The sequence below is a fragment of the Citrobacter sp. CRE-46 genome, assembly GCF_059615875.1.
In genome coordinates, this window is sequence record NZ_CM184341.1 from 1054837 (window position 1) to 1077094 (window position 22258).

At 46.7% G+C, this 22258-nt stretch carries 21 protein-coding genes; 8 read left to right on the plus strand and 13 right to left on the minus strand.

Translation table 11 applies throughout. The features are described from left to right. Window positions 1–97 precede the first annotated feature (97 nt). Window positions 98–1180, plus strand: a complete 1083-nt coding sequence (nlpD, locus tag AC534G_RS05065; RefSeq protein WP_496594509.1) for a murein hydrolase activator NlpD — start codon at window positions 98–100, stop codon at window positions 1178–1180. Window positions 1181–1242: 62 nt separating this feature from the next. Next, window positions 1243–2235: an RNA polymerase sigma factor RpoS gene (gene rpoS / locus AC534G_RS05070; protein ID WP_000081498.1), complete on the plus strand. Its 993-nt coding sequence runs from the start codon at window positions 1243–1245 to the stop codon at window positions 2233–2235. Between the two features lie 144 nt (window positions 2236–2379). Here the strand turns inward: rpoS and AC534G_RS05075 are convergent, their stop codons facing one another. Next, window positions 2380–2784: a MarR family winged helix-turn-helix transcriptional regulator gene (locus AC534G_RS05075; RefSeq protein ID WP_038633140.1), complete on the minus strand. Its 405-nt coding sequence runs from the start codon at window positions 2782–2784 to the stop codon at window positions 2380–2382. 158 nt (window positions 2785–2942) lie between these two features. On the opposite strand from AC534G_RS05075, the gene AC534G_RS05080 reads away from it, so the two are divergent. From AC534G_RS05080 to AC534G_RS05090, 3 genes are read left to right on the plus strand one after another with little or no spacing between them, the layout of a single operon-like run. Beyond that, entirely contained in the window at window positions 2943–3536 is a 594-nt protein-coding gene (locus AC534G_RS05080) for a non-oxidative hydroxyarylic acid decarboxylases subunit B (protein WP_085048826.1), read from the plus strand. Further along, the gene (locus AC534G_RS05085; RefSeq protein ID WP_038633134.1) at window positions 3536–4963 is read left to right on the plus strand and encodes a non-oxidative hydroxyarylic acid decarboxylases subunit C; all 1428 of its coding nucleotides are present in this window, start codon (window positions 3536–3538) and stop codon (window positions 4961–4963) included. Before AC534G_RS05080 ends, AC534G_RS05085 begins: the two co-directional genes overlap by 1 nt. A 10-nt stretch (window positions 4964–4973) precedes the next feature. Next, window positions 4974–5210, plus strand: coding sequence for a non-oxidative hydroxyarylic acid decarboxylases subunit D (locus AC534G_RS05090; protein WP_038633131.1), 237 nt, complete (start codon window positions 4974–4976; stop codon window positions 5208–5210). Between the two features lie 45 nt (window positions 5211–5255). On the opposite strand, the gene mutS is transcribed toward AC534G_RS05090, so the two are convergent. Beyond that, entirely contained in the window at window positions 5256–7823 is a 2568-nt protein-coding gene (mutS, locus tag AC534G_RS05095) for a DNA mismatch repair protein MutS (protein ID WP_496594510.1), read from the minus strand. Window positions 7824–7982: 159 nt separating this feature from the next. Here mutS and AC534G_RS05100 point away from each other — a divergent pair, with 159 nt between their 5' ends. Beyond that, window positions 7983–9452, plus strand: a complete 1470-nt coding sequence (locus tag AC534G_RS05100; protein ID WP_135692679.1) for a tyrosine-type recombinase/integrase — start codon at window positions 7983–7985, stop codon at window positions 9450–9452. Further along, a complete protein-coding gene (locus AC534G_RS05105) occupies window positions 9449–10024 on the plus strand; it encodes a hypothetical protein (RefSeq protein WP_032720477.1) in 576 nt (191 codons plus the stop codon). The genes AC534G_RS05100 and AC534G_RS05105 overlap by 4 nt, the downstream gene beginning before the upstream one ends. 89 nt (window positions 10025–10113) lie before the next feature. Here AC534G_RS05105 and AC534G_RS05110 read toward each other — a convergent pair whose 3' ends face one another. Then, window positions 10114–10680, minus strand: a complete 567-nt coding sequence (locus AC534G_RS05110; protein ID WP_032720475.1) for a hypothetical protein — start codon at window positions 10678–10680, stop codon at window positions 10114–10116. Window positions 10681–11714: 1034 nt separating this feature from the next. Between AC534G_RS05110 and AC534G_RS05115 the strand changes: the two genes are divergently transcribed. Continuing rightward, entirely contained in the window at window positions 11715–12140 is a 426-nt protein-coding gene (locus tag AC534G_RS05115) for a hypothetical protein (protein WP_032720474.1), read from the plus strand. Window positions 12141–12276: 136 nt separating this feature from the next. On the opposite strand, the gene AC534G_RS05120 is transcribed toward AC534G_RS05115, so the two are convergent. From AC534G_RS05120 to licT, 10 genes are all read right to left on the minus strand, one after another. After that, complete coding sequence (locus AC534G_RS05120) at window positions 12277–12597, minus strand: hypothetical protein (protein ID WP_032720473.1); 321 nt, start codon at window positions 12595–12597, stop codon at window positions 12277–12279. 26 nt (window positions 12598–12623) lie between these two features. After that, the gene (locus tag AC534G_RS05125) at window positions 12624–13010 is read right to left on the minus strand and encodes an SEN1984 family lipoprotein (protein ID WP_032720472.1); all 387 of its coding nucleotides are present in this window, start codon (window positions 13008–13010) and stop codon (window positions 12624–12626) included. A 49-nt stretch (window positions 13011–13059) separates the two neighbouring features. After that, window positions 13060–13332, minus strand: a complete 273-nt coding sequence (locus AC534G_RS05130; RefSeq protein ID WP_001594380.1) for a hypothetical protein — start codon at window positions 13330–13332, stop codon at window positions 13060–13062. A 188-nt stretch (window positions 13333–13520) separates the two neighbouring features. Beyond that, window positions 13521–14750, minus strand: a complete 1230-nt coding sequence (locus tag AC534G_RS05135; RefSeq protein WP_208394924.1) for a relaxase/mobilization nuclease domain-containing protein — start codon at window positions 14748–14750, stop codon at window positions 13521–13523. Continuing rightward, window positions 14747–15154 (minus strand): ATP-binding protein, encoded by a 408-nt coding sequence (locus AC534G_RS05140; RefSeq protein WP_077255180.1) that lies wholly within the window; start codon window positions 15152–15154, stop codon window positions 14747–14749. The genes AC534G_RS05135 and AC534G_RS05140 overlap by 4 nt, the downstream gene beginning before the upstream one ends. 201 nt (window positions 15155–15355) lie before the next feature. Then, on the minus strand, window positions 15356–16306 hold the full coding sequence (locus tag AC534G_RS05145) for an ankyrin repeat domain-containing protein (protein WP_045346837.1): 951 nt from the start codon (window positions 16304–16306) through the stop codon (window positions 15356–15358). Window positions 16307–16320: 14 nt separating this feature from the next. Continuing rightward, window positions 16321–16761 (minus strand): hypothetical protein, encoded by a 441-nt coding sequence (locus tag AC534G_RS05150; protein WP_032720469.1) that lies wholly within the window; start codon window positions 16759–16761, stop codon window positions 16321–16323. Window positions 16762–17727: 966 nt separating this feature from the next. Beyond that, entirely contained in the window at window positions 17728–19197 is a 1470-nt protein-coding gene (locus AC534G_RS05155; RefSeq protein ID WP_032720467.1) for a glycoside hydrolase family 1 protein, read from the minus strand. Between the two features lie 10 nt (window positions 19198–19207). Further along, window positions 19208–21109, minus strand: a complete 1902-nt coding sequence (locus tag AC534G_RS05160; protein WP_003863490.1) for a beta-glucoside-specific PTS transporter subunit IIABC — start codon at window positions 21107–21109, stop codon at window positions 19208–19210. Between the two features lie 117 nt (window positions 21110–21226). Beyond that, window positions 21227–22060, minus strand: coding sequence for a BglG family transcription antiterminator LicT (gene licT / locus AC534G_RS05165; protein ID WP_003863488.1), 834 nt, complete (start codon window positions 22058–22060; stop codon window positions 21227–21229). Window positions 22061–22258 lie beyond the last annotated feature (198 nt).

A 22258-nucleotide genomic window follows, 5' to 3' on the forward strand; every position in this document is an offset into this window, starting at 1 on the left:
TTTTGCACGGTGATTACGTTACGGGTTTTAACCAAATTTTCCTGGGGGATAAATGAGCGCGGGAAGCCACAAATTTACCATTCGCCGTATTGCGGCATTGTCACTGGTTTCATTATGGCTGGCAGGTTGTTCAAACACCTCGAATCCACCAGCGCCGGTCAGCTCGGTTGACGGCGGTGCATCCACGAACACCAGTTCCGGCATGCTGATTACGCCTCCGCCAAAAATGGGCTCGACGTCGACAGTACAACAGACGCCACAGATCCAACCGGTGCAGACTCCGACTACGCAACCAACGCAAATTCAACCTGTTGCAGAACAGCCTGTACAGATGGAAAACGGTCGTATCGTGTACAACCGTAAGTATGGGAATATTCCGAAAGGTAGCTACACGGGCGGCAGCACCTATACTGTCAAGAAAGGCGACACACTTTTCTATATTGCCTGGATTACCGGGAACGATTTCCGTGACCTCGCACAGCGCAATAACGTTCCGGCCCCGTATAGCCTGAATGTCGGGCAAACTCTGCAAGTGGGCAACGCCTCGGGTACACCGATTACCGGTGGGAATGCCATCACCCAGGCGGATGCAGCACAGCAAGGAGTTGTGACCAACCCTGCACAAAATTCCACCGTTGCTGTTGCTTCGAAACCAACAATTACGTATTCTGAGGATTCAGGTGAACAAAGTGCTAACAAAATGTTGCCGAACAACAAGCCTGCTGGGACAGTTGTCACAGCGCCAGTAACGGCTCCAGCAGTTAGCACAACCGAAACAACTGCAAGCTCAAAGTCGACCAGCGCGCCAATCTCTACCTGGCGCTGGCCAACTGACGGCAAAGTGATCGAAAACTTTGCGGCTACCGAAGGTGGCAATAAAGGGATCGACATTGCAGGCAGCAAAGGACAGGCTATTGTCGCGACCGCAGATGGACGCGTCGTTTATGCCGGTAACGCGCTGCGTGGTTACGGTAATCTTATTATCATCAAACATAACGATGATTACCTGAGCGCCTACGCCCATAACGATACAATGCTGGTCCGGGAACAACAAGAAATCAAGGCGGGGCAGAAAATAGCTACCATGGGTAGTACCGGAACCAGTTCAACACGCTTGCATTTTGAAATTCGTTACAAGGGGAAATCCGTAAACCCGCTGCGTTACTTGCCGCAGCGATAATTCGGCGGAACCAGGCTTTCACTTGCTAGTTCCGTTAGGGATCACGGGTAGGAGCCACCTTTATGAGTCAGAATACGCTGAAAGTTCATGATTTAAATGAAGATGCGGAATTTGATGAGAACGGAGTAGAGGCTTTTGATGAGAAAGCCTTGAGTGAAGAGGAACCCAGTGATAACGACCTGGCTGAAGAAGAGCTGTTATCGCAGGGGGCCACACAGCGTGTGTTGGACGCGACTCAGCTTTACCTTGGTGAGATTGGTTATTCACCACTGTTAACAGCCGAAGAAGAAGTTTATTTTGCGCGTCGCGCACTGCGTGGAGATGTCGCCTCTCGCCGCCGCATGATTGAAAGTAACCTGCGTCTGGTGGTGAAAATTGCTCGCCGTTATGGCAATCGCGGTCTGGCATTGCTGGACCTGATTGAAGAGGGCAATCTGGGGCTTATCCGTGCCGTCGAGAAGTTTGACCCGGAACGCGGGTTCCGCTTCTCAACATACGCAACGTGGTGGATCCGTCAGACGATCGAACGGGCTATTATGAACCAAACCCGTACGATCCGACTGCCGATTCATATTGTAAAAGAGCTGAACGTCTATCTGCGTACCGCGCGTGAGTTGTCGCATAAACTGGACCATGAACCGAGCGCAGAAGAGATTGCTGAACAACTGGATAAACCGGTTGATGACGTCAGCCGTATGCTCCGACTCAACGAGCGCATTACCTCGGTAGACACCCCGCTGGGTGGCGATTCCGAAAAAGCGTTGCTGGACATCCTGGCCGATGAAAAAGAAAACGGCCCGGAAGACACCACGCAAGACGATGATATGAAACAGAGCATCGTCAAATGGCTGTTCGAACTGAACGCCAAACAGCGTGAAGTGCTGGCACGTCGTTTCGGTCTGCTGGGGTATGAAGCTGCGACACTGGAAGATGTGGGCCGCGAAATCGGTCTCACGCGTGAACGTGTTCGTCAGATTCAGGTTGAAGGCCTGCGTCGTCTGCGCGAAATTCTGCAGACTCAGGGGCTGAATATCGAAGCGCTGTTCCGCGAGTAAGCACAAGTTCCATCAAGAAAGGCCAGTCTCATCGAGACTGGCCTTTTTCTTTAGCGCTACCGCTTATTGGTCGGCACATATTGTCCGATGGCGCTTTGCTTATCGGGCCTACAAAGACATCACCCAAAACCGCCATCCGAACGATTATCCCATCATCTTACGCACCAGTTGAGTAAACTGTTTGCGCTCTTCCTCGCTCAGTCTGCCCAGAAACTCATCATCCACGCGATCTCCTACCGGGGTTGCGCTGGCCAATAATGCTTCTCCTTGCGCAGTCAAATAAACAAACCGCCGACGCTTATCCGCAGGGTCGTGATCCCGCCTGACCAGCCCACGCTTTTCCATCCGGCTCAGCATTTCCGCAAGTGTGGCTTTGGTGCAGACCGCTGCCTCCATCAGGGCGACCTGTTCAATGCCGGGCTGTTCGGCAATGGCGCGCATCACCGCGTACTGCGGTTTGGTTAGCTCTGGTAACTCATGTTGCCAGCGAGCCGTATGCTGCTGAAAAAGCTGACGTAAAAGATGAAATGCTTTATTGCGTAACGGCATGAGAGCTCCGGGATATCGGTCAGTCTCTATCATAGCGGGTTACGCCTCCTTTTTTAACCATCGCTGTTTTAGCTATCCGTGCGCGGTGGCCTTGCCCACAATGAATTGTGGGAGTATTTTAATCAAAACGTTCGTACACGAACAAATTGAGGAATTGAATGAGACTGATCGTAGGAATGACGGGGGCTACCGGCGCACCGCTCGGCGTGTCGCTACTGCAGGCGCTGCGGGAAATGCCGGGTGTGGAAACCCATCTGGTGCTGTCGAAATGGGCAAAAACGACCATTGAGCTGGAAACGCCGTACAGCGTCCGCGATGTATCCACACTGGCAGACTATTGCCACAACCCCGCGGACCAGGCCGCGACCATCTCCTCCGGATCGTTTCGTACTGACGGCATGATCATTATCCCCTGCAGCATGAAAACGCTGGCCGGTATTCGCGCAGGTTACGCGGAAGGGCTGGTGGGGCGCGCCGCAGACGTGGTGCTGAAAGAAGGGCGCAAACTGGTGCTGGTACCGCGTGAAATGCCGCTCAGCACCATCCATCTGGAAAACATGCTCGCGCTTTCCCGCATGGGCGTGGCGATGGTCCCGCCAATGCCCGCGTTTTACAACCATCCGCAAACGGTCGATGACATCACCCAGCACATTGTCGCGCGTGTGCTCGACCAGTTTGGGCTTGAACACCCTAACGCCCGTCGTTGGCAGGGATTACGACAGGCGCAGAATTTTGCACAGGAGAACGAATAATGGCATTTGATGATTTGCGCAGCTTTTTGCAGGCGCTGGACGACCAGGGACAATTGCTGAAAATCAGTGAGGAAGTTAACGCCGAGCCGGATCTGGCGGCGGCGGCCAATGCGACCGGGCGTATTGGTGATGGCGCGCCTGCGCTGTGGTTTGACAATATTCGCGGTTTTACCGATGCCCGCGTGGCGATGAACACCATCGGTTCATGGCAGAATCACGCCATCTCTTTAGGTCTGCCACCAAATACCCCGGTGAAAAAACAAATTGATGAGTTTATCCGTCGCTGGGATAAATTTCCGGTTGCCCCGGAACGTCGTGCGAACCCGGCATGGGCTGAAAATACCGTCGACGGCGAAGATATTAATCTTTTCGACATTCTGCCGCTGTTTCGCCTGAACGATGGCGACGGCGGTTTCTACCTGGATAAAGCCTGCGTGGTGTCGCGCGATCCGCTGGATCGGGACAACTTCGGCAAACAGAACGTCGGCATCTACCGCATGGAAGTGAAGGGCAAACGTAAGCTCGGTCTGCAACCGGTGCCAATGCATGATATCGCGCTGCACCTGCATAAAGCGGAAGAGCGCGGTGAAGATTTGCCGATTGCCATCACGCTGGGTAATGATCCCATCATCACTTTGATGGGCGCCACGCCGCTGAAATACGATCAGTCTGAATACGAGATGGCGGGAGCGCTGCGTGAAAGCCCGTACCCGATCGCTACCGCGCCGCTCACCGGTTTTGACGTGCCGTGGGGCTCTGAAGTGATCCTCGAAGGGGTCATTGAAAGCCGTAAACGCGAAATCGAAGGTCCGTTTGGCGAGTTTACCGGCCACTATTCCGGTGGACGCAATATGACCGTGGTGCGTATCGATAAAGTCTCTTATCGCAGCAAACCGATTTTTGAATCACTCTATCTCGGTATGCCGTGGACCGAAATCGACTACCTGATGGGCCCGGCGACCTGCGTACCGCTTTATCAACAATTGAAAGCCGAATTCCCGGAAGTGCAGGCGGTGAACGCCATGTACACCCACGGACTGCTGGCGATTATTTCCACCAAAAAACGCTACGGCGGCTTTGCCCGCGCGGTGGGACTGCGTGCTATGACCACGCCGCACGGCCTGGGTTACGTGAAGATGGTGATTATGGTTGATGAAGACGTTGACCCGTTCAACCTGCCGCAGGTGATGTGGGCGCTCTCCTCGAAGGTCAATCCGGCGGGCGATCTGGTGCAACTGCCGAATATGTCGGTGCTGGAACTTGATCCCGGTTCCAGTCCGGCGGGGATTACCGACAAGCTCATCATCGATGCCACGACACCGGTTGCACCGGATAACCGAGGTCATTACAGCCAACCGGTATGTGATTTACCGGAAACAAAAGCCTGGGCTGAAAAGCTGACCGCCATGCTGGCCAACCGTAAATAAGGAGTAGCAGATGATTTGTCCACGTTGTGCCGATGAACATATTGAAGTGATGGCGAACTCGCCGGTAAAAGGTGTCTGGACCGTATATCAATGCCAGCATTGTCTGTACACCTGGCGTAATACCGAGCCGCTACGCCGTACCAGCCGCGAGCATTATCCGCAAGCGTTTCGCATGACGCAGAAAGATATCGACGATGCGCCAATGGTGCCAAGTATCCCGCCGCTGCTGGCGGAAGATAAGCGTTAATCAAAAAATGCCGGGTGCGGCGAAACCGTACCCGGCACAACGGCGTTACACCAGACTTTTTAACCGATAGATCCATTCCAGTGCCTGGCGAGGCGTGAGTGAATCCGGGTCGAGATTTTCCAGCGCTTCAACGGCGGGAGATGTTTCTTCCGCAACCGAAAGCAGCGACATCTGTGTACCATCGACCTGGGTTGCGGCAACATTCGGCGCGATGCTTTCCAGTTCGCGCAGTTTTTGCCGCGCACGTTTTATGACCTCTTTCGGCACACCTGCCAGGGCTGCTACCGCCAGGCCATAGCTCTTGCTCGCCGCGCCATCCTGTACGCTGTGCATAAAGGCGATGGTATCGCCATGCTCTAACGCGTCCAGATGTACATTCGCGACGCCTTCCATCTTCTCCGGTAACTGAGTCAGTTCGAAGTAGTGGGTGGCGAACAATGTTAATGCTTTGATTTTATTCGCCAGATTTTCTGCGCACGCCCATGCCAGCGACAGGCCGTCGTAGGTTGAAGTGCCGCGTCCAATCTCATCCATCAGCACCAGGCTGTTTTCGGTAGCGTTATGCAGAATGTTGGCGGTTTCGGTCATCTCAACCATGAAGGTGGAACGACCTGATGCCAGATCATCCGCCGCGCCAACGCGGGTAAATATACGGTCGATAGGCCCTATCTCGACTTTTTGTGCCGGGACATAGCTGCCGATATACGCCAGCAGCGCAATCAATGCGGTCTGGCGCATATAGGTACTTTTCCCCCCCATGTTCGGCCCGGTGATGATCAGCATCCGGCGCTGTGGGGAAAGGTTGAGCGGGTTGGCGATAAACGGCTCTGTCAGTACCTGCTCCACCACCGGGTGACGGCCCTCGGTAATGCGAATGCCGGGTTTATCGGTGAAGATCGGACAGGTGTAATTCAACGTATAAGCACGTTCTGCGAGGTTGACCAGGACGTCCAGTTCAGCCAGCGCGCTGGCGCTCTGTTGTAAATCAGCCAGATGCGGCAGCAGCATATCGAACAGCTCGTCGTATAGCTGTTTTTCCAGTGCCAGCGCCTTACCTTTGGAGGTCAAAACTTTGTCTTCATACTCTTTCAGTTCTGGAATAATGTAGCGTTCAGCGTTTTTCAACGTCTGGCGACGCACGTAATTAATTGGCGCCAGATGGCTCTGCCCACGACTGATCTGAATGTAGTATCCGTGAACGGCGTTGAATCCGACTTTCAGCGTATCAAGACCCGTGCGTTCGCGCTCGCGGATCTCCAGTCTGTCGAGATAGTCGGTTGCGCCATCGGCCAGCGCTCGCCACTCGTCCAGCTCTTCGTTATAGCCAGACGCGATGACGCCGCCGTCGCGTACCAGCACCGGTGGAGCTTCCACGACGGCGCGTTCCAGCAGTTCACGCAGCTCCGCAAACTCCCCCATTTTCTCACGCAGCATCTGCACCGGGGCGCTGTCTACGTTTTCCAGTTGCGCGCGTAGTTCTGGGAGTTGCTGGAAAGCGTGGCGCATGCGGGCCAGATCGCGCGGGCGCGCGGTACGCAGAGCGAGACGCGCCAGAATGCGTTCCAGATCGCCCACCTGACGCAGCACGGGTTGCAATTCGCTGGTGATATCCTGTAGCGCGCCGATGGTTTGTTGGCGTTCAGTGAGGATTTTGGTGTCGCGGACCGGCATATGCAGCCAGCGCTTGAGCATACGGCTGCCCATCGGTGTTACGGTGCAGTCGAGTACCGAAGCCAATGTGTTTTCAACGCCGCCAGCCAGGTTCTGGGTGATCTCCAGATTGCGGCGGGTGGCGGCATCCATAATGATGCTGTCCTGCTGACGCTCCATGGTGATGGAACGAATATGCGGCAGTGAGGTACGCTGGGTATCTTTCACATATTGCAGCAGGCAGCCAGCAGCGCATAATCCGCGCGGGGCGTTCTCAACGCCAAAGCCAATCAGGTCTCGTGTGCCAAACTGCAGATTTAACTGCTGACGGGCAGTATCAATTTCAAATTCCCACAGCGGACGGCGGCGCAGGCCGCGACGCCCTTCAATCAGTGAGGTTTCTGCAAAATCTTCGGCATACAGCAGTTCAGCCGGGTTAGTACGCTGCAGTTCGGCGGCCATGGTCTCGCGGTCGGCAGGCTCGCTAACGCGAAAACGCCCGGAGCTGATGTCCAGCGTGGCATAGCCGTAGCCTTTGCTGTCCTGCCAGACGGCGGCCAGCAGGTTGTCCTGGCGCTCCTGTAACAGCGCTTCATCACTGATGGTGCCGGGCGTAACGATGCGCACAACTTTACGCTCCACCGGTCCTTTGCTGGTGGCCGGATCGCCAATCTGTTCGCAAATAGCGACGGATTCCCCTTGATTGACCAGCTTGGCAAGGTAGTTTTCTACCGCATGGTGGGGAATACCCGCCATTGGGATGGGCTCGCCTGCGGATGCGCCGCGCTTAGTCAGGGAGATATCAAGCAGCTGAGACGCGCGTTTCGCATCGTCATAAAACAGTTCATAAAAGTCGCCCATGCGGTAAAACAGCAGTATTTCCGGGTGCTGAGCTTTCAGCTTGAGATACTGCTGCATCATCGGCGTGTGGTCTGATAGATCCTTGTCAATAGACTCATTCATATTGATATTACTCGTTTTTTAATTCTTTCAAGTGCTCATGTGGCCCCAAGTAAAACCCTTTCAAACCCACATAAACCCATAAATTTGTAGCTCACTTGTAGCCCAAGACGTGATAGATTGGTTTTACTCCTTCTCTGGGCTACAAATGGTGGTGATACTTTGAAAACAACTCTCAATCAGGCTTTTATTATCAACAAGTTAAGTATCAATGTTAAGCCTGAGCTCAGTAGCTCTGGAAAAGTCGTTTTCGATGCTAACCCTGACCAAAAACCTTACATAGTTTTTGACGATCATCGAGATTCGCCTGTTGGCTTCGGTGTGAAGGTCAGTTTGACGAAAAAAACCTATGTAATCCAGCGAAGAGTAGCTTCGTCAGATCGTAATGTCAGTGAGGGTAAGAAGCCAAGCTCTGTCTTGAAAGTAAAGGTTGGAAATGTGTCTGATTTTCCAAGTATTGATCAGGCCCGTGAGGCAGCTCGGCAGTTGGTTCAGACAATGATTGCAACAAAGAGAAATCCCAACAAGATTAAAAGGGAACTCGATCTGGCTGAATTGACCGTGAGTGAAGCTTTTGCCCAATACAGGAGTCACTTACTTGGCAGAACCAAACCTGCTAAACCAAACACTCTCAATGTGTTAGACAAAGCTGAGAATCGGTTGAAAGAGTGGCAAAACCTTCGAATCAAGGATCTCACTGGTAATGAAATCCTTCGGAAGTTTGACGAAATTGCTTCAAGAGCGAGAACAGCAGCGGAGCAAACATTTCGTTGGGCTAATGTTGCGGTTAAACATGCAATTGAAATTGAGGCTGGTAATGCTCAGACACAGCAACGACAACCTTCGTTGTCCTATAATCCTTTTTCAATTTTAAAGGTACAGAAGAAGTTCAGAACACGATCTGAGCTGGAAGATAGCTATCGTGCCAAGGGCGTTCGAAATCCATTGTCCCCAAAAGATACTTTGGGACGGTTCTTAACTGCATTACACAATAAGCGAAGTTTTAATCGCTTGGGTTGTGATTATCTGTTGCTGACCATTCTGACTGGAGCCAGGAAGGAAGAAACAGCAGCACTGTGCTGGCGAGAGGCTCTGACTCAAGAAGAGGCTAGAACGACCAGCTATGTCGATCTCGAATATCGAGTGATTCGCTTTTACGACACGAAGAATCGTAATGATCATGAGCTTCCAATCTGCGATGCGACAAAGCGAATTCTGGAAGACCGGCGAGATATCGTCAACGACACCGAAATACGGACAGATAAACGCAAATGGGTTTTTCCGGCTCGTTCGTCACGAAGCAAGGTTGGGCACTATTCTGATAGTAAAAGCTTGCGAGAGTATATCTGTCAGGATGCTGGAATAATGAAGCTGGGAATGCACGATCTACGAAGAACCTTTGGTCGAGTTGCAGAAGGGCTTACTTCGTATGCAGTAGTGAAAAGATTGCTTAACCACCGTAATACCACAGACCCTACTGAAAGATATGCTGAGCCTGATAAAGAGCGGGTATTTGAGGCTCTTCAACTGATTGAGCTTCATATGCTGATGACGTCACCAGAATTGTATAATACACTTTTGGCTTCGGCGAAGTACCCACCATTGCCAGAAAATCAGGAGAACAAGGAATGAGTACTATTGATACTTTAAGGGAATACGCCGAAGTATGGCGGCTATTTGGTAGTATGCCAGATGATGCAACCCTGAGTGCTGAAGTTTCGGCCCTTTATCTTGGTGTAAGTGTCAAAACATTGGCTCGTTATCGCCAGACTGGTAATGGCCCTACTTATATTCAATACCAGGCAGAAGATAGCAAAGCAAGAAATCAACGCGTAAATTATCTGTTGGGTGATTTAAAAACCTGGCGGGATAATCATAAAGTGAACAGCACAATGGAAGCAGCACAGGTCCGTGGGTTGGCTTTTGCTTCTTTGGCTGATTTTACCAAGCCAGAGCCTTTCTGGACTATTGATAATAAAATTTATTCTCATGCCCTTACTATATCTGACGAAGTATTCAAGGAGCTATTAAATACCTCTCGCGCAGAAGTTATTTGGATCTCTCTTGAGAAAGTATTGTTTGAGAACTGGCATGCTTCGAGAGAGCGTCAGAAATGGAATGACGTTTTTGTTAGTGTACTAAGTGGGATGGTTAAATCATGTGAAATTGAACAAGAACGTCATATACTTAATGATATTTTATGATTAATTTCATTCCCAATATAAAATTGAATTTGTATTGGGAAATAGTCATTTGCGGAAGTATAAATTGTTCAACAGCATTATTTATTATTTTAATCAAATGGAATACCGTCTGCAGGATATCTTCTTTTGGGATTTTTAACCGGTTTTGTTTTACACCCTGCACGATAAAAGTTAAACGAATTGGCAAAGTCTTCTGTCTCCAGTCTGGATTTCTTGAATTTGTCCATCAGATCTTCATTGAAACGACGAGGAATTCCCTTAACGCACAAATTTGAATTCAGGTATACCTGATTGTCTATGGTGTCACGGATCAGTATCTTACGCACAAATAATTCTTTGAATGCACGTGAAACATTTGATTTATTCAGTCCAAGCTCTCTGGCAGTACGAGACTGTGAAAAGTCAGGAATAATATTCCCATAATCAATGGTTGAAAAGAAATAAAGAACAATTCTAAATGCTGTGGGCGTCAAATCCATCCTGGCGAGTGTGGCCATATTGCCTTTGAAGACCATTGAGAAATCGTCCCTGAATGACGTTTTTTTATAGCTGTTTGCTTTAATCTTTATTTCTTCCAGATCTTCAGGCATAACCTCTAATGCTTCTGCAATAATGGACTTTTGTTCTTTAGTTAATACAACGCTTGTGATTGACATGATGGCTCCTTTTTATTGTTGTGATTACAGATATGGCATATTTAATTTATTTGTCAACGGGGTTGGTTATATTATTTCAATTATATTTACTTTGAAATTTTGCGTGTGTTATTTGGTGGAGATAATAGGTTGTAAAATTTAAAACAAGGGGTGCTAAATTTCACCATCACCAGTTATGTGATTGATAATTTTTAGTGCTGATATTAATAACAGTAGTGGCTGTGTAATTATATGATTTTATTGATTAATTTTCGATTCTAAACTGCAAGATAAAAGAGTGATAAAGAAATAAGAAACCACAGTTTTGCATTAGAACGATACTCAAGGCCTTGGTGTGCCTGATAATTAAACTTTTATTTTTGTCTTTCTTACATAATATCATTTCTTAAGTGAAGCCAGCGCAACAGTTTGTTGCGCCATTGGGCTTCAGAACATTACTAAAGTGTTTTCTGTAAGTATAAATACGCTTCGCGCACGAGTTCATAGAGCTGAGGTTAACTGTCATTACAAATACGCTTCGCGCAGAAGTTCATACAAATGGGCTTAGCTGTCAGCACAAATACGCTTCGCGCAAAAAAACAAGAGGCTGAGTTGATCGGGAAAGCGAACACAAATACATGATTTACCCGTTTGCTGACTACGGCTCACGCCGGGACCCTTCGGAAAAATCCTTTCTACTTCAGCGAATGAGTGCTGCGGGCACTCAGCGGCGCTGCCAAGGAAACAAAATTACGGTTTTTCAATTGTTCGGTAAAAATAACTGACATTTATCGGTAGTAGGGCGTAAGCCAGTGCGTAGCACGCTCTCAAAAAATATTCCTGTGGGTTTCTTATCTGCAATAGGGAAATAACTCAGATAGTTGAATTATGAAATAGCAATACAATCAGGAAGACACAAAATTATCGTAGTAAAAGCTATGGTTATTTATGGAAGAAGAAAAAATATATCAATAATGAAATATTTTTATTTTACTATTGATTTTAATTTTTAAGATGATAGTACTTAATTATAAAAACAAAAAATGGAGGGAATTATGAGTGCTATTAATGTATTATCTCAGGAGGAAAAATTTATACATGTTATTGATAAATTTATAACCCATAATCACAGCAGCGTCAATAACAATGCCTTTTGTAAAAAACTTTATGTTCTCTTTGCAGGGTATCATCTGAAGTATTTTTATTCACGGGCGCAGTACCGCAATTCATGTTATCACGTTGATAATATTATGCAGATGTTTACAGGAGTCGTTTCGACCCTGAACACAACGCTGCTCAGAAAGCTTGCAAATAGCGACACGTTGCTGCATTGCCTGAATTCACTTGTGAATTATATTTCAGGAAATCTGGACGAAGCAGAGCATATTTATGCTGATTTACTGGCCCAGTATGAAAAGAAACGCATTACAGGCTCTCTGGCTTATACTCCACCAGGCTCAGTGGTCAGGAAAAGACTGTGACAGCGACAGCGGCGTGGATAGGACATGGGATACTGGAGATAAATGGATCAGGCGTATCCGGCAGGACACCAGATACAATAGAAAAGGAGGGACACCGAATGGGTGGCCCACCTGTCTCGATGGCTTTATAGTGGCTTTACTTATCAACGACCTGCCAGCCATCTTCCGTTTTGACAAGGGTTATAGCAGCAGTACGCTTTTCGTTATCGACAATAGCCGTCACATTGCATTTATAGCTTTTATCAGATACTTCTACGCAGTCATGCTTTTTGACTGATTTTAATTCGCGCAGTGCGTCTTTTGGAACATCCTTGCCCGCTATAGATTTCACGAAAGCATTCGTCTGTTCCACGACCTTATTCATGGCCGTGTAAATATCCTGTTCGGAGGGTTCACTGTTACAGCCACTCAGCAACGATGCTGCGGTAATGAGTGTGATAACGGCATAAGTTTTCATAAATAGATCCCTGACTGTAAGGTGAGTTATTGAATCAGACCCGTATTCATCCTGCTTTTATTTTCAGAGAACGACCACGTGCTGACCGTTTCTCCTTTAAATTCGATTTCCAGTGTTTTGGCCTGCGTCTGTGAGCCCCCTGTCAGCAGCCCAACAACGGGAATGAATGTGGTGGCATCAAACTGATTGTTGTCCATCGAATAAGTCCATTCTTCATTGCCACTATCAAGTGTAGTTTTGGTTTCGGGCTGACCGAATGCGGTAATGATTTCTGATTTCGTTGTTTTATTTTTGATGATTTTCGACTGCAGACTTTGTGATGTTTCTTTTTTTAGATGCTGGTTGCCTGATGTTGAACAGCCAGAAATAAGTAAAGAAGAAATAAAAAAAACAGAAATCATGAATCTGTTCATAAGTTCTCTCATATTAATTTTTTATGTTTGCGATGGTGTGAAATTAATATCACCGTATAAAAACAACTCTGTCTGCATATTTCTTTTTAATAATGCAGATAAGAATAATGACGCTGGCAAAAAACGTAATGACTGAGACAGGAGTACTGCCGGTCAATGAAAATACTAACCAGGCGAGAGCTAATGCCACGAATTGAAAAAGGAATGCCACACTGAGTGGACTTTCACCATAGGCCACTTTTGCATGGCAGCCTTTGCAAATCCGCACGCCGTGCGGGCTTTGTGTAAAGCAGAAGGGACAGCTAATCGTTTTATTATCCATCATGACTCCGTGGCCTGATTTAAGGTGATGTATTTTTGAACATTTTCGATGAATGATCCGCTTTAGTAAAATTGCTTGTACCGATCGATGGATTTCTCTTAATAGGTTATAGCTATCATAACTAGTTTATCGATCTATATAAACGATCAATATTTTGTTGACTATCACTCTGTTATGGACTAGTTAACTTATGGTGCAGGATGGTGGTTGTTTTTAACTAATTGTTCTTTAATGGAATTTGTTGTTGTGGAATGACAGTGTGTTAGAAGATGGAGGTGCAGGATTTGGTGGAAAGGATGTGCAGTGGCATGTAACAGAGACATGCCCCTGCGCCTGAGAAGCGCCACAATATGGCCGAGCAATACAAGCCACGAATACAGACGACGCTGGCGGGGTATCTGACGAGCTGTATTATGCAGTTTGCTCCTGAGTTTAATGACACTCACTATTTCCTGTTGTCTTTCCTGACGCATTTTTTCTTCAAGCTGAAGGATTTTCTCCAGAATCGTTTCCCGGTTTGCCGCCTGTTCTTCAGACTCGCATGATGGCACTGGCACTGGCACTGGCACTGGCACTGGCACTGACGCAGTTGTAGGTTTTTTTGGCTGCCGTGCTTCTTTCAGTAAAGTCAGATGTTCCGGCGTAAAATCAACCAGTGCTTGCAGGGAAGACCAGCCATATTTTTTACCCAATTGAGAGGCTTTAAAGGCTATGCCCTGGTACTGAAATGAAAAACCATTCATTTTACCCGTTGTGGCGATATTGGGTTTGCAGCTCACGCCTTCCTGTCCCAGTAAACGGACAAATGTTAGTAAATCGGGGCGGCGGGTTAATGCATTGTCGATCAGGGCCTGCAACTGTGACTTAGGGCAGGGAGCTGCTGTTCGTTCTGCCATCATCAGCTCATTGCGTGAGGGTTTTCTTTTAGCCTGAGGGCGACTACTGGTTGCAGGTGTTGTTTCAGTGAGTCCGTGTATTCGCTCCAGTTCGCTGATAATTCGGGTGCTGACGAGATTTTCATTTTTCCCCAGGTACAGCTTTCCACCGACCATGTTAATGCGACTTGCAATGATATGGATATGCTGCCCGTCGGCATCGTCGTGAAGGATATAACAGCGAAGATGTGTGTCAGTGAATCCCATCCGGGTCATATAATCGTCAGCGAATGCCGCCCACTGTCTGGTTGACAGACTCTCACCCTTTGGCAGGCGAAGCGAATTATGCCATACAGGTTTGGCGACATCGGGGCGCAGCAGCTGGGTGCTTTTAAATTCACTTATAAGCTCAGTAGCAGTGCTGCTCGTCATGTTTCCACCGATAACATAAGGCGTGATTTTGTGGTGAGACCCTGACTTCAGGCTATAGAGAACCACACCTGTGAATTGTTTACCCCTTTTTATTTTCTGCATGCCTTTCATCGGCCTGACTCCAGAAAGGTTGTAGGAATAAGGTGATCTCTGAGAGTTTTGATTTGTCTACGTAGGGCAAAGAGTTCTGTACGGGTCAGTTCGCTGTCAGGGCTTTTGCTGTCGAGATGACTCAGTAGGTGGTTTAAATCCTGTGAAAGGCTGCCAAGTTTAATCCATGCTTCACGATTGATTTCTGGCAGAACCGGCGGGAGTTTATTCAGGGAAGCCATCCTGAGCCATTCTCCTTTTTTAAACTGACCTCTTTTACTGTCGAGAATAATTAACTCTTCTGCATTTAATCTGACACTGATGCAGTGATGTCGTATTTCATTCTCAGGAAGTTTGTCAGTATGAAATTTACCGCGTTTTGATACTCTGGTTATATCATCATCATTACTCATGTCACTGTTCATAGTTATCCTTTTATTGCATGTTTATTACTACAGATAACCGATGCCGTGAATAAGTCAAGCTGTTACGTGGTAAATAATACAATTGGTTGGGTTAAAAAAGGTATACCATTTGACAAATAGTATACCTAAGAGGATATATCAGATTAATGATCATGAAATAAAACCTTTCAGACTAAGAAAAGGGTTGTTTACTTCAGCGCTTTAGAGTCTTTTTCGCACAGGTGCACGGGGGTGTTCTGGCTTCATTTCTTTTAACAGGTCTTTTTTCTCTCTTCCTGCGATATAAGAAAAAATCTTATCGGAGTCGGAACGCTGTCTGAGTATATCGTCGTCCATTCTGATACCATTTCGAATAAACCATTTCACTCTCTCTATGCCGGTGTAGATACCAATATGCTCATTGCGACAATTATAAAACTGAGTGTGCTTGATTTCGATATGTTGTTTGAGTTTGTTAAAGATTGATTTCATGTCTTTAACATATAGTTCAACTGTACAATGCTCTGCAAGCAGGAAATTAACACCATTATGTTTAAGTAATTTAATAAGATCTAAAGAGTGATAGTTGATATGCCTGATTAAAACAGGTGTGCTATCAATTTTTTCTATATGCCGGATAAGAGCACTGACGTTGGATCGGTAATGCCAGTTTCCATTGTCCATAGACAAATCGAGTACTGATTTACCATTATGGTCAGTATGATTAATATTGCAGCCTTTTTTTATCCAGTAGTCAAAACTATCTGTGGAATAGAGGTTGTAGAGTACAGTCTGGCCTTCATTATCAATACTGTGGATATCAGCACCTGCATTAATAAGAATTTCTGCACATTTTATATTATAGCGTTGTTGGTGGAGGCAAGATTGGCCTTGATTATTCTTGTGCTGAATATGAATGCCTGAATGGATTAATAATTCCAGAACGGTTGGATTAGTGTTACAAAACAGTGCGTTATTGCCATAATTGTCTATATGGTTTAGTTCTATGCCTGCTTCAATCAGTGCTTTGGCGGCGTCTAATTGGTCGCAATAGAAAAGGGCATTTCTACCACAATAATCAAAAGCATTAATATTTATTCCTGAATTTATGCAATTCATAACTTCCTCTCTTGTCTCACTTTGGATTAATATATTTATAATTTGTTTGGTCATGGCGCTCTCCTTTTTTAAGCTACGAATTTGTTATAAATTTCATTGTTAGCACTATACTCTTTGATTTTTACGATATCGTCATAGATCCGTGAGAAAGAAAACCATGAGATCTCCATAAATTCTCTCTTCTTATTTTGATAAATGATATTGCACCCGCGAAACTGGAATGCATTGTTGAAGGTGTCATGGTTTGCTTTTTTGAGAAAATGGACAAATGATTTAATTGTCTCTTTTTTGCTTACGTTGTAAGAGAGAAAGGTATGAATTGAAAAGAGGGTTAAGATATTCCTCTCAGTAATCATATGTCTGGAGAAGTAACAAAAGTAAAAATCCTGCTCCTCACTTACTGGTTTTCCGAATATAGAAAATTGTGGGTTATATAATCTATAGAGATCTGCGTTCTTTTTAGTTTTGGCAAGGTAGTTTGTCAGGGTTGGGTAATTTTGTTTTTTCATTTTTTATTCTCCTTTATTATTTTGGTGAAATGAATATATATTATTAAATAAATACAAATCAAATTTATTTTTTAATGATGAAAAAAAGAAAACGTTTTCCTTAATATAAAAATAATTTAACTGGATGTTTTTGATGAAGAATATACGCATTTAGCAAAAAGTGCTATTTATAAACTAAATACATTATCGATTGTTGTTTTGTGATTGTAAGGTGATGGGGGTTATTTAGTGCATTATTTATTAGGGGGCTTGATTCGCTATCGATGATTGTTTTGTATGGTAAAAACGGTTGGTGGCTGTCAGGTTTGAAATAAAGGTTTTAATGGGAAGGAATCTTTCGTCTTTTCCCCATTTTGAAGGCTGTTCAAAACGTTTTTATATTTTCAGGGTGTATATATTCGTAGGGTTAACTCCCTGGTCTTTAGATGAGCAATAAAATAATCATTGCCAGAAGTGATTTTAGCATCTTCTTCATTATCAAGATCAATTGGATTGCTTTTTGTTTCGATGATAAGGTGCTGCCGCTCAATTTTCTGAACGAAATGAATTTTTATTTCAGATGTGTAATTGCATCCGGGTTTTCTATTCAATTGCTATGTAGATGAGATTGATTGTATCGCAAATAAAATCCAAGATGAACTCAATAGAGGTATTATAAGGCCACAGACGCGTGATACGTTTAATGTTGTTATGAAGCGAATGTATCAGGATGAAGATATTGAGGCCATCATTCTGGTATGTACAAAGTTGCCCGTTCTGTTTGCGGGTACGGAAGCACCCGTTAAAGCACTGGATACAGTGTATATCCTCATTGTGACTTCGTTTGAACCACTTAATTAGTAAGAAACTTTGATGTAGATAACAATAAGGGACGTTATGCTCCGGCCCTGCGAATATTTTAAGCAATACTTTTAATGCGAACTATGTGTATTCAGGAACAGTCGATGACTGTTCCTGAAATAAGTTTTAACTCAAATCATTACCGTTCGAGGCGATTACTTTCTTATACCAGCCAAAGCTTTTTTTACGTGTACGTTTAAGCGTGCCGTTACCCATATCATCCTGATCAACATGGATAAAGCCATAACGCTTGGACATTTGTGATGTACTTGCACTGATCATATCAATCGGTCCCCACCAGGTGTAACCAAAAAGGTTAACTCCGTCGGCTATGGCTTCCTGCATCTGTTCAATGTGCAGTCGCAGGTAATCAATGCGGTAGTCATCCTGAACTTCGCCATTGCTGTCGGGAACATCCACTGCACCCAGTCCATTTTCAGCTACAAACAGAGGCTTCTGGTAACGGTCATAGAGCTGATTAAGCGCCAGGCGAAGCCCTTTCGGGTCAATCTGCCATCCCCAGTCACTTTCAGGCAGATACGGATTACGAATCCCTCCGGTGATCAGATTCCCTTTGACACCTTCCAGTTTTTCAGGATGCGCACTCACGGTGCTTGACATGTAATAACTGAAGGATACGAAATCGACAGGGTACTGACGCAATATTTCATCGTCGCCGCGTTCTTTTTGCAACTCCACACCTTTCGCAGCAAACATTCTCTCTGTCCAGGCGGGGTAAGCGCCGCGAGCCTGTACATCGCTGAAGAACAGGGAAACACGTTGCGCATCCTCGCAGGCCTGAATATCGTCAGGATGGCAGGTATGTGGGTACAGGATCTGATAGCTGATCATGCAGCCCACTTTAGACTCAGGAATAATCTCGTGGCAGGCCTTAGTGGCAAGAGCGCTTGCTACGAACTGATGATGTGCGCCCTGATACTTGGCCTGTTCAAGAGCCGGGTGATTCTCTTCAATGACACCGACGCTGACGTACGGATGATGTTTAACGCAGTTGATTTCATTAAACGTCATCCAGTATTTAACTTTGTTGCGGTAACGCTTAAAGACAGTAGTGGCAAACTGCAGATAAAAATCAATGATCTTCCGGTTTGGCCAGCCATTATATTCAGTAACCAGAGTAAGAGGCATTTCGTAATGTGAAAGCGAAACCACTGGCTCAATGTTATGCTTACGCAACGTATCGAACACCCGGTCATAGAAAGCCAGACCGGCTTCATTTGGCTCAGATTCGTCACCACGCGGGAAGATACGAGTCCAGGCAATCGACATACGGAAGCATTTGAATCCCATTTCGGCGAAGAGCGCGATGTCCTCTTCATAATGGTGATAGAAGTCATTGCCTTTGCGCTTAGGGTAGTACTTTTTGCTGGCCGGGTTCTGAGCCTCCGCCACCTGCGCATGCGTCATTCCGGCCCACTGATCAAGCCATGTCTCTTTCGGCGCATTAATATCAAAGATAAAGACATCGGAGGCTGATAAGCCTTTGCCATCTACGTCATGCGCGCCTTCCAGCTGATTAGCCGCCGTTGCGCCACCCCAAAGGAAATTATCAGGAAATGATTTAGAAAATGTCACTTGTTCCCCCTTACACAGCTGCTGCTGTCAGTTTCAAAAAAGCTTCACGTGGTTCCACTTTAGTTTGTGAAATCAGGCTGATGTCGTTATAACGTTCTGTATTGGTCACGATAATGATGATGCTCGGATCGATGTTATCCGCCTGTAATGCATCGAGGTCGAAGCTGATAAGTGGCTCACCGACTCTCACAAGCTGCTCGTCGTCAACATGACGCGTAAAACCTTTCCCGTTCAGCTTGACGGTATCGATGCCGATATGAATCAGAATTTCTGCCCCCGATTCGCTCTCCAGCGTAATGGCATGGTTGGTCGCAAATACAGAACCTACCCGGCCATTTAGCGGCGAGACCAGTTGACCGTTCACCGGGACGATAGCAATCCCTTTACCAAAGACCTCATCGGCAAAAACAGGGTCGCTCACTTCCGAAAGCGGAATAAGTTTCCCTTCTGCCGGTGCATACAGTTGTTCGCCTGCCGCAACGTTTACACGGCTAATACCCGCCTGCAAATCTTTAGACTGGGCTGCTACGATATCAGTTTCAGTAGCTGTAGCTGGCTGAACTTCAGCCGCTTCCTCAAAGCCCAGCACTACCGTCACCAGAGCGGCAACGGCGAAGGCTAATGCGATGCTGGCCAGCGCCCATCCGAATCCCTCGCCGGCAAGTGCAGGTAAACCTGACAAGCCACTTAAGGCGTACGCATATGCCTTCACGCCCATGGTCATTGCCAGGCATCCGCCTGCCGCACCGCCAATCAGTGCTGCGGCGAACGGTTTTTTGAAACGGATGTTGATACCGTACATTGCGGGTTCAGATACACCCATCAGGGCACTGAAAGAGGTCGACAAGGCCAGGGTCCGGGTCTTCTTGTTGCGGGAGCGCAGGAACACCCCGAAAGCGGCACCTGCCTGCCCAAAGTTTGCGACAAACATGAGGGGTTTGATGGGATCGAAGCCCAGGCGTGTGATGTTATTGATCATGATGGGGACGAGCACATAATGCATACCGGTAATGATCATCAGGGATAACGTCCCGCCCACCACAATCCCGGCAAGCGGGCCCATATTCTCCACAAGCCAGATGATTCCGCCAGAAAGTGAGTTGCCGATGAAAATTCCGGCCGGACCAATGAATATAAGCATCACCGGAGCGACAATCATCAGGCTCAGCAGTGGAGAAAACATCATTCGAATGGAAGCGGGAATGACACGATTAAAGAAGCGTTCAACGTAACTCAGTAGCCAGATTGAAAACAAAATCGGGATGACGGAGTTAGCATAAGAAACAGGTGAGACTGTTAACCCGGCAAAGGCAACAGGATCGCCTGATTTCAGTAACGTAGTCAGTGTCGGGTGAAAAAGAATGGCTGCCAGTGCAACGGAGAGATACGGGTTCGCACCAAATTTCAGACCGGCACTGAAGGCCAGCACCATTGGCATAAAGTAGAACACACCATCGCTGATGGCCGTCATGATCTGATAGGTCTGATTAGTGGCTGTCACCCAGCCGAAGGTGACGAAAAGAGATAAAACGCCCTTAAGAATACCGGCCCCGGCAATCGCAGGTATGATAGGAGAAAAAATGCCTGAAATGACTTCGAAGGCCAGAGACACGGGATTGCGGCGCTTTTCCTCAACCTTTTCATCCATCTTATCCTCCGCCACAAGGCGTGGGATCTCATCCTGAATTGCCCTGAGTACCTGCGTCACTTTATTGCCAATAATGACCTGGAACTGATCGCCTGACAGATTAACGCCCATAACGCCATCGAGTTGCATCAGTGCTTCACGATCGGGCTTATCATTATCTTTCAGACTGAATCGCAGGCGCGTGATGCAATGAAAAACAGAATTGATGTTTGCATCGCCACCAAGAAGCGCAATAATCCTGCGCGCGGTATGTTGATAATCCACAGAAATACTCTCCAGATTTAGGGCAACAGCTGCCCGTTCACAAACGCCGGTATTAACCGGACACCTTGCTTCCTCTGGGGTTTGCCTGATTTAACAGTAACAAGCCTAAATGGAATTTTACTGACGGCTTAATACGTTGCCGATATGCACCGTCAGGTATAACTTTTCTGAACTGCTCATGGAATGGTTGTAATTTTTCGCCACAAATTCGCTAATCGCCTGAACACATTCCAGCGTCTTTTCATAACGTTTGGGCATTTGCGCGAACAGTTCTGCATCATCATTATTAAGAATCTCGCCTGCCATTACCCTCTGAGCAAAGAATTTTAAATGCGTAACAAATCGCTGATAATTCAGGCTTTGTTCGTCAATACTTATCGCAAACCAGTACTTTACGATATTCTGGATCTGGAAGATTAGCCGGGTCATCTCCATAACCTGCCCATCCGGGACATTCATGGAGGCATTCACGATATGAAGGGTGATGCTGCAGGCTTCCGCATCCGGTAACAGTTGCCCGGTACGCGAAGCGATCAACGCCAGAGCCTGCCGTCCGACCAGGTATTCTTTACGGTATAAATGGCGGACCTCCCACTCCAGTGGGTTCTGAATTTCAAGGCCCTCAGAATAACGCTTAAGTGCAAAGTTCAAATGGTCTGCCAGCGAGACATACAAGGTATCGCTCAGGGGGTATCCAAGAGAGTTTCTCGCCAGCGTAACGATGTCATCCGTCAACTGAATGATTTCTACCGGCACTTCATTAAGTAAAACCTTAAAGCGATCCGAGACTGATCCTTCTGCCAGACTGAAGGTCTTTTCAATGTTTTTTTCATCAACAATATCGCCTACTCTGGCATTAAAGCCCAGACCGCGGCCCGTCAGGATAAACTCAGCTCCGCTTGCATCGGAAACGCTGACGACGTTGTTATTAAGTACCTGTTTGATAATCATCGCCAACTCCAGAAACGCAAAACGGGCAAAACATAAGTACAGCCAGGGAAGACCCCTGTGGCTGCGTTTACGTTTTGCCCGCCGAACGGTAACAAGCTGTATAATCTCAAGAAGATATAATTCAAACTTATGAACTGTCAAGGAAGCGTAAATTTATGAGCCCACTTTCATTCAGAAGTGTGATCATTGTTTGATTCT